The 15,849-nt window shown below is 56.1% G+C and carries 12 protein-coding genes; all 12 read right to left on the bottom strand.

Annotated elements, in window-relative coordinates:
* Positions 1-22: 22 nt before the first annotated feature.
* The 12 genes from cadB to bamA all read right to left on the bottom strand — a co-directional run bounded on the left by cadB (position 23) and on the right by bamA (position 15,828).
* The gene (gene cadB / locus ACEQFP_RS03165; protein WP_005282978.1) at positions 23-1,354 is read right to left on the bottom strand and encodes a cadaverine/lysine antiporter; all 1,332 of its coding nucleotides are present in this window, start codon (positions 1,352-1,354) and stop codon (positions 23-25) included.
* Positions 1,355-1,770: 416 nt separating this feature from the next.
* Positions 1,771-3,414 (bottom strand): lysine decarboxylation/transport transcriptional activator CadC, encoded by a 1,644-nt coding sequence (gene cadC / locus ACEQFP_RS03160; protein ID WP_068871839.1) that lies wholly within the window; start codon positions 3,412-3,414, stop codon positions 1,771-1,773.
* Positions 3,415-3,528: 114 nt separating this feature from the next.
* Positions 3,529-3,915, bottom strand: a complete 387-nt coding sequence (locus tag ACEQFP_RS03155; RefSeq protein WP_068871837.1) for a VOC family protein — start codon at positions 3,913-3,915, stop codon at positions 3,529-3,531.
* A 151-nt stretch (positions 3,916-4,066) separates the two neighbouring features.
* Complete coding sequence (gene accA, locus ACEQFP_RS03150) at positions 4,067-5,026, bottom strand: acetyl-CoA carboxylase carboxyl transferase subunit alpha (protein ID WP_035597734.1); 960 nt, start codon at positions 5,024-5,026, stop codon at positions 4,067-4,069.
* 12 nt (positions 5,027-5,038) lie between these two features.
* Entirely contained in the window at positions 5,039-8,527 is a 3,489-nt protein-coding gene (gene dnaE, locus ACEQFP_RS03145) for a DNA polymerase III subunit alpha (protein WP_035597737.1), read from the bottom strand.
* Positions 8,528-8,583: 56 nt separating this feature from the next.
* Positions 8,584-9,177, bottom strand: coding sequence for a ribonuclease HII (rnhB, locus tag ACEQFP_RS03140; RefSeq protein WP_370546933.1), 594 nt, complete (start codon positions 9,175-9,177; stop codon positions 8,584-8,586).
* A complete protein-coding gene (gene lpxB, locus ACEQFP_RS03135; RefSeq protein WP_370546935.1) occupies positions 9,170-10,354 on the bottom strand; it encodes a lipid-A-disaccharide synthase in 1,185 nt (394 codons plus the stop codon). Before lpxB ends, rnhB begins: the two co-directional genes overlap by 8 nt.
* A gap of 3 nt (positions 10,355-10,357) precedes the next feature.
* Positions 10,358-11,146, bottom strand: a complete 789-nt coding sequence (gene lpxA, locus ACEQFP_RS03130) for an acyl-ACP--UDP-N-acetylglucosamine O-acyltransferase (RefSeq protein WP_035597744.1) — start codon at positions 11,144-11,146, stop codon at positions 10,358-10,360.
* 3 nt (positions 11,147-11,149) lie between these two features.
* Positions 11,150-11,605 carry a 3-hydroxyacyl-ACP dehydratase FabZ gene (gene fabZ, locus ACEQFP_RS03125; RefSeq protein ID WP_005282947.1) on the bottom strand — a complete coding sequence of 152 codons (456 nt, stop codon included), beginning with the start codon at positions 11,603-11,605 and terminating at the stop codon, positions 11,150-11,152.
* A gap of 109 nt (positions 11,606-11,714) precedes the next feature.
* The gene (gene lpxD, locus ACEQFP_RS03120; protein WP_005282944.1) at positions 11,715-12,737 is read right to left on the bottom strand and encodes a UDP-3-O-(3-hydroxymyristoyl)glucosamine N-acyltransferase; all 1,023 of its coding nucleotides are present in this window, start codon (positions 12,735-12,737) and stop codon (positions 11,715-11,717) included.
* Positions 12,738-12,740: 3 nt separating this feature from the next.
* Entirely contained in the window at positions 12,741-13,238 is a 498-nt protein-coding gene (gene skp / locus ACEQFP_RS03115; protein ID WP_005294976.1) for a molecular chaperone Skp, read from the bottom strand.
* Between the two features lie 202 nt (positions 13,239-13,440).
* Positions 13,441-15,828 carry an outer membrane protein assembly factor BamA gene (gene bamA / locus ACEQFP_RS03110; RefSeq protein ID WP_005282937.1) on the bottom strand — a complete coding sequence of 796 codons (2,388 nt, stop codon included), beginning with the start codon at positions 15,826-15,828 and terminating at the stop codon, positions 13,441-13,443.
* Positions 15,829-15,849 lie beyond the last annotated feature (21 nt).

Here is a 15,849-nt window from a genome sequence, read left to right as displayed (position 1 = left end):
CGAAATCGTGTAGCTTATTTACTTATGCCGCGGCGTTACTGTTGTTTTCAGTATTCTGTGCCTTGCGGGTGTTCATCTTGCGTGCATAGAACATCAGGATGATCAGGCTGACGATGAAGGTACCGGACAGCTCCATGTTGCCCGCACCCATCAGTGCGATGAAGCAGAAGCAGCAACCCAGTACAGCGGCAACCAGACTCATGATGTTCTTAACGTTGGCACCTTCGAAGCGAATCAGGTCAACGCAAGAGTAGAAGTACGGCAGCATGGTCAGCAGTACGGCGATACCCGTCAGCATGCCGAACAGGTCAGAGGCTTTACCGCCGCTGGCGTTCAGGATGGTGATCAGTACCATCAGGACAGTCATTTTCACGGAAGCCAGCAGCAGGCCTTTCTTCGGAATGCCGTTCTTATCCAGTTCACCGTAAACTTTCGGGAAGTTGCCATCGTTGGCGGCGCGAACACCCGCCTGGCCAACCAGCATCATCCAAGAACCCAATGAAGTCAGGCAGGCAAATGCAGTGAAGGCAGAGACGACCGGACCAGCCCAATGACCGACCATCGCAGAGGCGGAGACGGCGAACGGTGCACCGGAAGCAGCCATTTCACTGGCCGGGAACATACCGGCGATAACCTGAGTCGCGGCGATGTAGACGATACCGGCCAGGCAGGTACCCATCATGGTAGCCAGCGGAACGGTACGCTGCGGATTCTTCACCATACCGGTACTGACTGCGGCAGATTCAACCCCAACGAACGCCCACAGGCACAGCAGGATACTCTTGACGACAGCGTGAGTATCGGTACCGCCAGAGGTGTTCCAGTTAGCGTGATAAACGGCCGGATCGAACCAGGCCCAACCAGCGATGGCGGTGCCCACAACCGGGATCAGTACCAGAACCAGACCGATAGTGGTCAGACGGCTCACCCAGGTACCACCCAGCATGTTAACGAAGGTGAAGATCCAAACGATGGCGATACAGGCGATACCTGCCGGTACCGGGCTGTTCAGCAGCGGGAAGAAGGTAGACAGGTAAGAGACGGCGGTGATGCCGATCGCCAGGTTACCGATCCAGTTTGCATGGTAGTAAAGAACACCGGTCTGGAAACCGAATGCAGGGCCAACCTCACCAGCATAGGCAATCGGGCCACCCTGCTGCGGGTTCTTGGTAGCCAGTCGGGCATAAACATACGCCAGAGACATGGCACCAACCAGAGAAATGATCCAGCCGAAAATGGCGATAGAACCTAAACTCGCCAGGTTTGCAGGCAGAAGTGCGATGCCGCTCCCCATCATATTACCGGCAACAACACCGGTACAGGCGATAAGCCCGATTTTTTTGCTCGATGACATGGTCAAGTTGCTCCTGATTAATTTTCAGATAAGTCGGCTTTACGCATATAGCTAGCGAGTGGTCGACTTGATGGCAGGCATAGTAATGACCCGGTAAAGCAAAGTCCTAAAGGTAAAGTTAAATTCTCAGCGTGTCGCAATAAATGACATCTTGATGTTTTTCTCCCTCACCCCAAAAAACATCAAGAGCAGGCATATAAATCCTTATAAATCATTCTGTTGACATAAAAATGACATGAAGAAATCGCACAATAAAAACACAAAAAAAGCAACAAAAGGCTAACCGTATTTGTCACACAAAAGTAACTAAAAGCCATAGAGACATGAACAAAGTTGAGATTTAACACTCAGGATGAGGGGAATAAAAAAGCCCGCCGACATCATTGCCGGCGGGCTTGATTATTTATAATACAAATCTACTCGGTTTTTTCTGCGTCATAATTAAGCAGGTAGGGGGCGACGCGTTCAATATTCGTTTGAAAGACGCCATTCTTAATCCAATACAGGGTGTTGTTACCCGGACGTAGATTAAATGCAGTGATATAGGCATCTGCCGCCTGGTTATTCTGCCCCTTCAATTCGTACACTTTACCCAGCAAGACATAGTTCAGCCAGGACATCTCCAGCTCGATACCCTTATTGATGGCGGCAAACGCTTGTTCAACCTTCCCCTGCCCCAGATAGTCGACAGTATAAATCTGCTGAATAATGGGGGTTCCCTGCAACAGCTTATTCTGCTCCACCTCATTAATCTCCTGACGCAACGCCGTCAGTTGTGGTGCACTCAGGGGCTGATAAGAGTTAAGCAGAATGTCGACCAACGCCTTCTCCGCTTTAGCATAGACGAAATCAGGGTCTTGTTTGATCAGCTGCGCCAACAGACGGTTCGCTTGGTTCAGCGACTCGCCATCACCCTGTAGCAACAATTGATGGGCCTGATAATACTGTTGCAACATCTGGCTATGAGTCGGTACCAGCGTATCGTAGCGCAACGCCAAGGAAGGCGGCATCTTGACCTTGAGAACGGAGAAAATGCTATCGACGAAGTCCTTCTGCACACTCAGCAAATTATCCGGAGTGATGAAGTAACGCTTCTCCAGCATCACCGAGTTGTCGGCATTATCGACCAGGCGTACCGAGAGGAAACACTGTTGCGCCCGATAGTGGCGTTGGTTGACGAACTCGATATACAACGACTTACCCGAGCTACTGGGGCCGCCATAGTTGTAGTTGGTCTGATCGTGGACCAGGAAGGTGGAGTAGGTGTTTAACCCTTGAGTCAGCTCCTCACTCAACCCCACGACATAGGAGAGTTGATTGGTCCAATTACTGCAACTGTTCCCGCCCTGGATGCGGATATCGATGTCGCGCGGGTTGAGCAACATCGGCTGAGGGGCTACCGGGACGCGATTACTGAACACCGCTAAGCCAACGAAACTGACACAGAGCAGCAACGCGGTCAAAAATGCCACCCAGACCCAGAAAGAGGAGCGTTTATAACGCGGAATACGCGTAAGTGGCGCAACCTCTGACTCTGCCGCTCGCTCGGATAGCGGTGAGGCCGGTGCGGCCGCTTGCGCCACCGGCATCTCCACGGGCGTGCGTGGCGACACGGGAGGCGCGGATGTCTGAGGCGGTGCCTCTGCCGTAGGCGACGCCTCCACGCGGCCACTCAGCGGCGCGCTAGACGACTCTAGCGACGTGGCGCTCGCCAGCGCGAGTTCACTACTCTCCCCGTTACACCAGAGTACCGGCTCAACCAACTTGTAGCCGCGCTTCGGCACGGTCACGATGTACTCGGGGGCTTCGGTACGTCCATCCTTAAGGTACTTCCGTAATTCAGAGATGCACTGAGTCACAACGTGATTGGTGACGATATTTCGTTTCCATACGTTGTCAATCAGTTCATCCCGACTCAGCACCGTATCCGGATGGTGAGCAAAGTAGCTCAACATATCGATGAGTCTGGGCTCAAGTACCAACACGCGTCCTTCGCGAGTGATTTTGTTATCTGCTGCCAGTACTAACCACTCGCCTACGCGGAAAGTTTGCTCTTGCATAGTGTACTAATTGCCCGGAGAGAAAAGTCTAAAACGTGTCATACTAGCATAGTGCTTAAAGTAACACCTACACGCCGTCTATTAATTTATCAAAGTAACTATTTTGTTAGTAAATCAATCCTGATACAACTCTAACGGTAATCCATCGGGATCGCGCAAAAAGGTAAAACAGCGCCCGCTGTTCTCATCGCGTCGTACCGGCTCACACACCACTCCCTGCTCAGCAAGCTCGGCGATCGCGAACGCCAGATCGCTCACACCGAAAGCCAGATGGCGCAAGCCACATGCCTCAGGTGCGGAAACACGCGCTGGTGGGGAGGGAAAGGAAAACAACTCCAGCGTATAGACGCCATCCAGTGCCAGATCGCCCTTCCAAGAGTCGCGATCGGCGCGATAATGCTCATTGATTAAGGAAAATCCGAGAATGTTACAATAAAACGCCTTACTACGCGCATAATCCGAGGCGATAATGGCGATGTGATGGATACGGTTGAGCTTCACTGTATCTCCAAAGGGGTGACAATGTTTGGCGGATTATGCCGCGTCTGCACAAAAAAGGTTAGCGTCTCACTGTGGAAAATATACAAGAAATAAAGACATCAAGCCCGACAGGCGGGCTTGATAAGTAGAAAGGCGGGAGAATAAAGCCCGATCAGCAGTAGCCGTAGTTCATCAGGCGTTGATAGCGGCGATCGAGGAGCTCTTCGGTCTCCAACGCGTCCAGTTCAGCCAAATCGGCGACCAACTGCGTCTTCAGGGTAGCCGCCATGGTCTGCGGATCACGATGCGCGCCGCCCAACGGTTCTGGGATCACCGAGTCGATCAGCTTCAGCTCCTGTAGACGCGGGGCGGTAATGCCCATCGCTTCCGCGGCCAACGGTGCCTTGTCGGCGCTCTTCCACAGAATCGAGGCACACCCCTCCGGTGAGATCACCGAATAGGTGCTGTATTGCAACATGTTGACCTTGTCGCCCACCCCGATAGCCAACGCGCCGCCGGAGCCACCCTCACCAATTACCGTGCAGATCACCGGGACCTTCAAGCCGGACATCTCACGCAAGTTGCGTGCGATCGCCTCGGACTGACCGCGCTCTTCCGCCCCCACGCCCGGATAAGCCCCCGGGGTATCGATAAAGGTAATAATCGGTAAGTTAAAGCGCTCGGCCATCTCCATCAGGCGCAAGGCCTTACGGTAACCTTCCGGCGCAGGCATGCCGAAGTTGCGACGGATCTTCTCTTTGGTCTCGCGCCCCTTCTGATGACCAATCACCATCACTGGACGGCCATTCAGACGCGCCATACCACCAACGATAGCTTTATCGTCGGCGAAGGCACGATCGCCAGCCAGTTCATCGAAATCGGTAAAGATATGCTGAATATAATCCAAGGTATAGGGACGACGCGGATGACGCGCCAACTGAGCAATTTGCCAGGCTCCCAGATCGGAAAAAATCTTACGCGTCAGTTCAACACTCTTGTCACGCAGACGTTGAACCTCTTCGTCGATATTAATATCCAATTTTTCGTCTTGACGGCTGAGTGCGTTCAGCGAGTCGATCTTCGCTTCGAGTTCGGCAATCGGCTGTTCAAAATCCAGAAAATTCAGACTCATAGTATTCCTATATTAGTCAAATTCCAGTTCAACTTGTTCGTTCCCCACCAGCGTACGTAGATCGAGCAACAGACGATCTGTCGGCGTCACGCGCCAGGCCGCGCCAAAACGGACCCTGGCTCGCGCATCCGCGCGCTGATAATAGAGATGAACTGGGATCGTCCCCGAACGATGTGGTTCCAACGCTTCACGGAGACGGTTTAAAAGCTGATCATCAATTTGCCTGTCGGTCAGCGAGATGGCAAGTCCGCGAGCATATTTTTCACGGGCTTCGCTGATATCCATGAGCTCGCGGGCGATCATTTTAAGGCCGCCGCTAAAGTCATCAAAGCTGACCTGTCCACTGGCGATCAGGATACGGTCTTTTTCCAACAAATGCTGGTATTTTTCCAGCGCATCGGTGAACAACATCACCTCAAGACGACCGGAGCGATCGTCGAGGGTACACATCCCGATGCGGTTACCACGCTTGGTGGTCATCACCCTGGCGCCCAGCACCAGGCCAACGGCGGTGGTCATCTTACCACGCTCCGTCGGATGCATATCCTTCAGGCGACCGCCGCCAGCATAGCGTTCGATCTCCTTCAGGTATTGAGTGATCGGGTGGCCGGTCAGATACAGCCCCAAGGTCTCGCGCTCACCGTCCAACACCATCTGTGGTGGCCAGGGTGGCACACTACCATAGGACTTCTCGACCTGCTCCGGCTCCTCGGCCAGGACACCGAACATATCGGCCTGGCCGATAGCCTCGGCGCGCGCATGCTGCTCGGCGGCCTTGAGTGCATCATTCAACGAGCTCATCAACGCGGCACGATGCGGCCCCAAACGATCGAAGGCACCAGACATGATCAGCTTTTCCATCACCCGACGGTTCAGCTTCTTGGTGTCGGTTCGGGCGCACAGGTCGAACAGATCCTTGAAATAGCCCTGCTCACCGCGGTTACGCGCCTCGATGATCGCCTCGATAGGCCCCTCCCCTACCCCCTTGATGGCGCCGATACCGTAGACGATCTCGCCTTCATCATTGACGTGGAAGTGGTACTGCCCACTGTTGATGTCCGGCGGTAGGATCTTCAGCCCCATGCGCCAACACTCATCCACCAGCCCGACGACCTTGTCGGTGTTATCCATATCGGCCGTCATCACCGCCGCCATAAATTCCGCGGGATAGTGCGTCTTCAACCATAAGGTCTGATAAGAGACCAGCGCATAGGCGGCAGAGTGCGACTTGTTGAAGCCATAACCGGCGAACTTCTCCACCAGGTCGAAGATGTGCATCGCCAGCTCGCCGTCGACGCCGTTGTTCCTGGCTCCCTCCTCAAACACCGAGCGCTGCTTGGCCATCTCCTCCGGCTTTTTCTTCCCCATCGCACGGCGCAACAGATCCGCCCCGCCCAGCGAGTAGCCGGCCAGCACCTGGGCGATCTGCATCACCTGTTCTTGGTACAAGATGACGCCGTAAGTCGGCTCCAGCACCGGCTTCAAGCTTTCATGCTGCCACTCGCGGTCCGGGTAGGAGAGCTCCTCACGCCCATGCTTACGGTCGATGAAGTTATCCACCATCCCCGACTGCAACGGCCCCGGTCGGAACAACGCCACCAAGGCGATCATATCTTCGAAGCAGTCTGGCTTCAGCCGCTTGATCAGATCCTTCATCCCACGCGATTCCAACTGGAATACCGCCGTGGTTTCCGCGCGTTGCAGGATGTCGAAACTCTTCTGATCATCGAGCGGGATGGCAGCGATATCCACCGGCTCCAGCCCATGGCGAGCGCGACGCGCGTTGATCATCTCCAACGCCCAGTTGATGATGGTCAGGGTACGCAGGCCGAGGAAGTCAAACTTCACCAACCCGGCATACTCCACGTCGCTCTTATCGAACTGCGTGACCGGATGATTCCCCTCGGCATCGCAATACAGTGGCGCAAAATCGGTGATCTTGGTGGGGGAGATCACCACCCCACCGGCATGTTTACCGGCGTTGCGTGTCACCCCTTCCAGCTTGCGGGCCATGTCGATCAGCGCGCGCACCTCTTCGTCCGCCTCGTAGATCTCCGGCAACTGAGGCTCCGCCTCGAAGGCCTTGGCCAAGGTCATGCCAGGATCGGGCGGCACCAGCTTGGAGATGCGGTCGACGAAGCCGTAAGGATGCCCCAGGACGCGACCGACATCACGGATCACCGCCTTGGCCGCCATGGTACCGAAGGTGATGATCTGCGACACCGCCTCGCGACCATACATCTCGGCGACGTGATCGATCACCCGATCGCGTTTCTCCATGCAGAAGTCGACGTCGAAGTCGGGCATCGAGACACGTTCCGGGTTGAGGAAGCGTTCGAACAGCAGATCGAAGGCTAATGGATCCAGGTCGGTGATCTTCAGCGAATAGGCGACCAGCGAGCCCGCACCGGAGCCACGCCCCGGGCCGACCGGTACCCCGTTATCCTTCGACCATTGGATAAACTCCATCACGATCAAGAAGTAGCCGGGGAACCCCATCTGGTTGATCACCTTCAGCTCGATCTCCAGACGCTCATCGTACGGCGGACGGCACCGCGCGCGCTCCGCCTCATCGGGGAACAGGAACGTCAGACGCTCCTCTAACCCCTCGTGCGCCTTCTTCACCAGGAACGCTTCCGTCGTCATCTCCCCAGTTGGGAATTGCGGCAGAAAGTACTCGCCGAGGCGAATCGTGACGTTACAACGCTTAGCAATCTCTACGCTATTTTGCAGCGCCTCCGGCAGATCGGCGAATAGCTCGCACATCTCCGCCTCGCTACGCATATATTGCTGAGCGCTATAGTTACGCGGACGCTTCGGATCATCCAGGGTATAGCCGTCATGGATCGCCACCCGGATCTCATGCGCGTCGAAGTCCGATGCCTCCAAGAAGCGGACGTCATTGCTGGCCACCAGCGGCAGATCACGCTGCTGCGCCAGCTCCACCGCCATGTGAAGGTAATTCTCCTCGTCGGGACGCCCGGTTCGCACCAGTTCGAGGAAATAACAATCGGGGAAGTAACGCTGGTAAAAATCGACGCATTCGTTGACCAACGCCTGATTACCGCGTAACAGGAGCTTACCGACGTCACCCTGACGGGCGCCCGACAGCAAGATTAAGCCCTGGCGGTATTGCACTAACCAGTCACGATCGATGGTGGGACCCTCGGCACCGTAACCGCGCTGGTAGGCGTGCGAGATCAGTTGGGTCAGATTCTGGTAGCCGGTATTATCGCTAGCCAAGATGGTCAACGACGCCAGCTCATCCCCCATCATCTCGCTACGCACCAGCACATCGGCACCGACCAATGGCTTGATCCCGGCCCCATGCGCGCTACCATAAAACTTCACCAGGCCGCACAGATTGGTATGATCGGTGATGGCGAAAGCGGGCATCCCCAGCGCAGCAACCTTCTTGACCAGGGGACTGGTCTTTGCCAGCCCGTCGATCATCGAATAGTCACTGTGCACATGCAGATGTATGAAACGCGGCTCCGCCATCGAACGATTACCCTTTAATACCAGAAAACAAACTCATACCGTGGAGGACTGAGCCATCACAGGCCCAAGACCCGCTTCACCGGCGCAAAGCTGCGACGATGTTGATCGGTCGCGCCCAGCTCCGCCAGACGCGCCAGATGTAAGGCGGTAGGATAGCCCTTATGTTGGGCGAAACCATACGCCGGGTACTGACGATCCAATGCCGCCATCTCGCGGTCTCGGGTCACCTTGGCCAGGATCGAGGCGGCACTGATCTCCGCGACGCGACTATCGCCCTTCACCACCGCCTGGGCCGCCATGGGCAAGGCTGGGCAACGATTGCCATCGATCAGCACCAAATCCGGCGGCAACGTCAGCCCCGCCACCGCGCGCTGCATCGCCACCATGGTGGCCTGTAGGATATTCAGACGATCGATCTCCTCCGGCTCGGCACGGCCAAGGCTCCAGCACAATGCCTTCTCGACGATCTCGTCATACAGCGCGTTGCGCCGCTTCTCGCTTAACCTCTTCGAGTCCGCGAGCCCCCTGATAGGACGCGCCGGATCGAGGATCACCGCCGCCGTCACTACCGCGCCGACCAGCGGGCCACGCCCGACCTCATCCACACCGGCGATACGCTCGGCGGCAGGATAAATAAAGATATCACTCATGCATCGACTCCTGAGGCCTATCGGCCAACGCCAGCACCGCCTCGGCCGCCTGCTCGTCAGCGCCACAGCGGATCTGGCGATGCAATTGCAGGAAGGTCTGCTTCAGCGCCTCGCTCTGCGCACCGTCGGCCAGCAACGGCGTCAACGCCTGCGCCAGACGCGTGGGTTCACAGTCATGCTGCAACAGCTCCGGCACCAACTCGCGACCGGCCAACAGATTCGGCAGTGAGACAAACTCGGTTTTCACCAGACGTTGCGCCAGCCAGAAGGTGAAAGGCTTCATACGGTAGGCGACTACCATCGGACACTTGGCCAACATGCACTCCAAGGCCGCCGTCCCCGACGCCAGTAGCGCGGCATCGCTGGCGTACATGGCATTGCGCGCCTGACCATCCAGCAGATGCGCCGTCAGATCCGGCGCCACCTCGGCCTTGATGCGCTCAAACTGTGCGCGACGACGGGCGTTGACCAGCGGCACCACGATCTGCAAGTCGGGGTAATGCTGGCGCAATAGCAATGCGGTCCGCAAAAAATCGGCGCTCAGCATCTCCACCTCGGCGCTACGACTGCCGGGCAGTAATGCCAGACAGCGCGCGTCGGCGGCGATCCCCAACGCCTGACGTGCCGCGGCGCGATCCGGCACCAACGGCATCGCATCGGCCATGGTATGGCCGATGAAGCGACAGGGAACATTGAAACGATCGTAGAAGGCTTTCTCAAATGGTAAGAAGGCCAACACCAGATCGGTAGCGCGGCCAATCTTAAATACCCGCTTCTGACGCCAGGCCCAAACGGAGGGGCTGACATAGTGGATGGTGCGAATCCCCCGCTGATGCAGGCGCCCCTCCAGAGTCAGGTTGAAGTCCGGCGCATCGATACCGACGAAGACATCGGGCTGCAACGCCGTAAAGCGTCGCGTTAACTCCCACCGAATCGTTAACAGACGCGGCAGGCGCTCCAGCACCTCGACGATCCCCATCACCGCCAGCTCTTCCATCTCGAACCAGGCTTCACAGCCCTCGGTCTGCATCAAGGGACCCGCTACGCCGACGAAGCGCGCGTCGGGATGACGCGCCTTCAGTGCGCGGATCAGGCCAGCTCCGAGAATATCGCCGGAGGTTTCCCCGGCGACCAAACCAATGGTTAGCGGGCGTTGGCCCAATGCTGCCTGCACCATAGATTAACGGATGATGCCACGCGTAGAGCGGGCGAAGAAGTCAACAAACAACTGCACCGCCGGCTGCTGCTGCGCCAGGGCCTCGATCTCCGGCTTCGCCTCCTCCAGCGTCTTACCGCTACGATAGAGGATCTTGTAGGCGTTACGGATCGCCTGCAGGGCACTCTTATCGAAGCCACGACGCTTCAGCCCTTCCAGATTCAGGCCATACGGGGTGGCGTGGTTACCTTGAGCAATCACGTACGGCGGCACATCCTGCGCCACGCCGGAACAGCCACCGACCATCACATGGGCACCGATCACGCAGAACTGATGCACCGCCGTCATGCCACCGATGATCGCATAGTCATCGATGGAGACATGGCCACCCAAGGTCGCGTTATTCGCCAGAATACAACGATCGCCGATCACACAGTCGTGCGCAACGTGGGTATTGACCATCAGCAGGTTATCGCTACCGATACGTGTCAGACCACCGCCTTGCGCCGTACCGCGATGAACGGTGACGCTCTCGCGAATGCGGTTACGATCGCCAATCTCAACACGGGTCGGTTCACCGGCATACTTCAGATCCTGATTCACTTCGCCGAGGGTGGCGAACTGATAGATCTGGTTGTCGCGGCCGATTTTGGTGATCCCATTGACCACCACATGGGACTTGAGCACGCTGCCCGCACCGATCTCGACGTGAGAACCGATATAGCAGAAGGGGCCGATATGAACTCCGGCGCCAATCACCGCGCCATCTTCAACAATGGCACTGGGATGGATAAAGGCGGTTTGATCTATCACGTATTAAGCCTCACGGTTACGAGCGCACATCATGGACGCCTCGCAGACGATCTTGCCGTCAACCTTGGCAACACCGTTGAAGCGCGCCACACCACGACGCTCCTTGAGAAACTCGACTTCCAGAATCATCTGATCGCCCGGGTGTACCGGACGTTTAAAGCGGGCATCATCGATACCGGCAAAATAGTACAGCTCGCCCGGCTCCAGTTTACCCACGCTCTTAAATGCCAGGATACCGGTGGCCTGTGCCATCGCTTCGAGGATCAATACCCCGGGGAAAATCGGCTTGCCCGGGAAGTGGCCCTGGAAAAACGGCTCGTTGAAGGAAACGTTCTTCACCGCACGCAGAAACTTACCCTCTTGGTAATCCAACACACGGTCAACCAGCAGGAACGGGAAACGATGCGGCAGTAGTTCTAAGATCTCTGAAATATTGAGAGTATGAGTGTCAGTAGTCAAAATACTCTTCCTGTAAAAAAACGGATGTCAAACAACACGGCCTGCCTCACTCCGCAAGGGAAGGTGATGCAGGCCGCAAATCGGATTGGGCCAGGTGGCCCGGCGGGCATTAATCGCTGTGAACTTTCTTTTCGACAGCCTTGAGACGCTTATTGATCTCGTCAATATTCATCACCAATGCGGCCGTCTTACGCCAGGTCTTATTCGGCTGTAGCGGAATACCCGAAGAGTAGATGCCGGGTTCGGTGATCGGACGCATCACCATGCCCATCCCCGTCACCACCGCCTGATCGCAAATTTCCATGTGGCCATTGATCACGCTGGCGCCGCCAATCTGGCAATAACGGCCAATCTTAAGGCTACCGGCCATGATAACACCACCGGCAACTGCTGTATTGTCGCCAATCATGACGTTGTGCGCAATCTGGCACTGGTTGTCGATAATCACGCCGTTACCGATCACGGTATCATCCAACGCGCCGCGATCGATAGTGGTACAGGCGCCGATCTCGACACGATCGCCAATACGCACGCTGCCCAACTGCGGAATCTTCACCCAGTTACCACGCTCGTTCGCGTAGCCGAAGCCATCACTGCCGATCACCGTACCCGACTGCACCAAGCAGTGTGCGCCGATCTCGACCTGATGATAGACGCTGACGTTGGCCCACAGGCGAGTGCCGGCGCCAATCTTGGCAAACTTACCGATGAAACAGCCCGCGCCGATGATCGCCCCTTCGCCCAGCTCCACGCCCTCTTCGATCACCGCATTGGCGCCGATAGAGACATGAGCGGCCAGCTTGGCCGTCGGATCGATCACCGCGCTCGCCGCAATGCCGCTCGCCGGTTGTGGCGTACTGTCCATCAGCTGTGCCATCAACGCGTAGGTCAGGTAGGGATTCTTCACTACCAATGCCGACGAGGGGCAATAGGCCAGATCCGCTTGCGTCAACACCACGGCGCCAGCCTGGCAGGCGGCCAATTGCTCACGATAGCGGCTGTTGGACAGAAAAGTAATCTGGTTCGCTTGTGCTGAATGCATCGACGCCACGCCGGTGACGACGAGATCGCCATCACCGTGTAGTTCGGCATTCAACTGCTGAGCAAGGTCAGCCAGTCGAATTGAAGCCATGCCTTATTTAACCTGTTTCAATACTTGAGCAGTGATATCGTCAGACGGCTGAGAATAGGCCAACGCGTTGGCGTCGATCACCATATCGTAGCCCTTATCTTTCGCCACGCTGCGTACCGCATCTTGGATACGGCTCAACAGCTTGTTGCGCTCTTCCATCTGGCGACGACGATTGTCCTGTTCGAAGGCTTGCGCCTTACGGGCGAAGGTTTCACGCTGTGCCGTGATCTCCTTTTCTAACCGAGTACGCTCACTGGCTTTCATGGTGGAGCCATCGCGCTGCAAACGTTGCATCTTCGTCTGTAGATCGCGCTCCATCCCTTGCAACTCGGTCGCACGGCTCTTGAACTCGCTCTCCAGCTGCTTCGCCACCGCTTCACGCTGTGGCAATTGCTGGAAGATGCTAGCAACGTTGACAAAGGCAATTTTCTCAGCAGCCTGTACGTTGGCAGAGACTGCCATTGCGACGCTTAAACCCGCGGCATATAACCACTTTTTCACTTTGAACTCCTTACCATCACCTAGTTGTGTCAATGACACGTCACTGCACAGGCGCCGACCCATCGTGTCTCACCACGTCCAGAGAAAAGAACGCGCTGAGCGGAGCATATGCAAAAAAGGGACGGATGCGATCCCGCACCTTTATACCTAAAGGCCTGCGCAGATGAGTCCGCCAGGCCTCTCTCAGATAGCGCGTAGCCGGTTACCAGGTCTTACCGATGTTGAACTGGAACTGCTCCGACTTATCACCCTCATATTTCTTAACCGGTTGAGCGTAGGAGAACACCAACGGGCCGAGCGGTGACATCCACTGTAGCGCCACACCGGCAGACATGCGCACGTTGGTCGCTTTACTGTAGTCCGGTAGGGCCGGATAGGCCGCATGATCCCAGTTAGTATCCCATACGGTACCGGCATCCATAAACACGGAGGTTCGCAGGGAGTTAGCATACTGCTCGCTGACGAACGGCGTCGGGGTAATCAACTCCAGGCTGGCAACCGCCATGGCATTACCGCCCACCGCATCGTTGTCGCTGGTCTTGCTGGTATCCACGCTACCATTGCTATTCAGATAAACCGCTTTCGGGCCGATGTTATTCGACTGGAAGCCACGCACGGTACCCGAGCCACCGGCATAGAAGTTCTCATAGAACGGCATCTCTTTGCCGCCGAAGCCGTTGCCATACCCCAGACGGGTCCGCCCCAACACGACCCAAGTACGATCTTGGTTAATCGGGAAGTAGCTCTGGCTGTCAAAGGTCAGCTTGTAATATTCGTTATCGGAGCCCGGCAGGGTTATCTTACCGTTCAACGACGCCTTATTACCGGCCGTCGGGAAGAAACCGCGATCCAGGTTGTTATAAGCCCAACCGGCGGTCCAGGTATAATCGTTCGCCTTGTAGCTGGCGCTGTTGCTATCGCTCGGGTTCTGACCCACGGAGCGCAGATAACGCCACATCGACACCTGTGGCTGCATATCAGACAGGTCGTTATGCACATAACCCAGGCCGGTACGCAGCGAGTTATTTTCGTTGATCGGGAAGCCTAAGGTGCCATCGAAACCATAGCTGCTGTTGGTGTAGTCAGACAGATCGGCGTCGTTGGCTTTAAAGTCATTATAGAACAGGCGTCCGCCCAGGCTGACCCCATTCACCGTAAAGTACGGGTCGGTCAGCGACAGCTCGGCATAGGTCTGATAGTCGTTCTTGGTACCGTTAATCGCCACCACGTTGCCGGTGCCCAGCCAGTTATCCTGCTGTACCCCGACCTGGAAGCTCACGCCACTCTCGGTACCATAGCCGATACCGAAGTTAAAGCTACCGGTATTGCGCTCTTTCACCTTGTAGATCACATCGACCTGATCCGGCGTACCCGGCACGCGTTGGGTCTCGACGTCGACGTTTTCAAAGTAGCCGGTACGGTTCAGACGCTCTTTACCCTGCTCGACCTGATCGCTCCCCAGCCAAGACCCTTCCATCTGACGCATCTCACGACGCAGTACCGAGTCTTTGCTGGTATCGTTACCGACGAAACGGATCTGACGAACATAGTAGCGGTTACCGGCATCGATATTCATATGCAGGATAACGGTCTTATCCTTGTCATTGATCTCCGGCTGCGTCTGTACGCGTGGGTAGGCATAACCATAGCGACCCAACAGCTGCTTGATCTCGTCTTCCATCTTGGTGACCTTGGCGCCGTTGTACAACTCGCCCGGTTCTACCTTAGTCAAACGACCGATCTCGGCGCTGTAACCCGCCATATTGCCGGTGACATCCACCCCTTGCAGCTTATACTGATCGCCTTCGGTGATGTTGATGGTGATGTAGATACCTTTCTTATCCGGCGTCAGGCTGACCTGGGTCGAGTTAATCGCAAAACGCGCATAACCACGATCCAAGTAATAACTGCGCAGAGCCTCCAGATCACCGGCCAGCTTCTGTTTTTGATACTTACGGTCGGCCATCAGGTTCCACCACGGCACATCATCGCGCAGTTGGAAGTGACCCAACAGATCGGCGCTACTGAAGGCATGGTTACCCACGATGTTGATCTGCTGGATTTGCGCCGACTTACCCTCGGTAAACACCAGCTTCAGATCCACGCGATTACGTGGCAACGGCGTTACCACCGCCTTCACCGTAGCGTTATATTTACCGACGCTGTAGTAGAAATCCTCCAGCCCCTTCTCGATGCTGGACAGGGTGGTGCGATCCAACGCCTCGCCGACACGGACCCCGGAAGCCTCCAGGTTCTGTTTCAGCATCTCATCCTTCACCGACTTGTTACCGGAGAAGGTAATGCTGGCGATGGTCGGACGTTCCTTAACCTGGACGATCAGATTATTACCATCACGCAGGACACGCACATCCTCGAAGTTTCCGGTGGCGTACAACGCGCGGATGGTATTACTCAAATCCTCATCAGAGACGGTATCGCCTACGCGAACCGGCATGTTAAGTAACGCCGCACCGACGGCGACCCGTTGCAGTCCTTCGAAATGAATATTTTTCACTACGAAACCATCTGCACCGTATACGGTTGCGCTGCCAAACAGCAGCGACGCTAAGAGCAACTTTTTCATCGCCATCGTTGTTATGCGTTCTTCCTA

It is taken from the genome of Edwardsiella sp. A.80236, from assembly GCF_044540725.1.
Lineage (GTDB): Bacteria > Pseudomonadota > Gammaproteobacteria > Enterobacterales > Enterobacteriaceae > Edwardsiella > Edwardsiella tarda.
The sequence above is the reverse complement of the archived record's forward strand: the minus strand, read 5'-3'. Positions and strand labels throughout refer to the sequence as shown.

What these genes read in the sequence shown, in the direction of transcription:
- cadB (WP_005282978.1), bottom strand. Translation starts at nt 1,354, where the DNA reads ATGTCATCGAGCAAAAAAATCGGGCTTATCGCCTGTACCGGTGTTGTT.
- accA (WP_035597734.1), bottom strand. Translation starts at nt 5,026, where the DNA reads ATGAGTCTGAATTTTCTGGATTTTGAACAGCCGATTGCCGAACTCGAA.
- rnhB (WP_370546933.1), bottom strand. Translation starts at nt 9,177, where the DNA reads ATGAGTGATATCTTTATTTATCCTGCCGCCGAGCGTATCGCCGGTGTG.
- cadC (WP_068871839.1), bottom strand. Translation starts at nt 3,414, where the DNA reads ATGCAAGAGCAAACTTTCCGCGTAGGCGAGTGGTTAGTACTGGCAGCA.
- dnaE (WP_035597737.1), bottom strand. Translation starts at nt 8,527, where the DNA reads ATGGCGGAGCCGCGTTTCATACATCTGCATGTGCACAGTGACTATTCG.
- bamA (WP_005282937.1), bottom strand. Translation starts at nt 15,828, where the DNA reads ATGGCGATGAAAAAGTTGCTCTTAGCGTCGCTGCTGTTTGGCAGCGCA.
- lpxD (WP_005282944.1), bottom strand. Translation starts at nt 12,737, where the DNA reads ATGGCTTCAATTCGACTGGCTGACCTTGCTCAGCAGTTGAATGCCGAA.
- lpxB (WP_370546935.1), bottom strand. Translation starts at nt 10,354, where the DNA reads ATGGTGCAGGCAGCATTGGGCCAACGCCCGCTAACCATTGGTTTGGTC.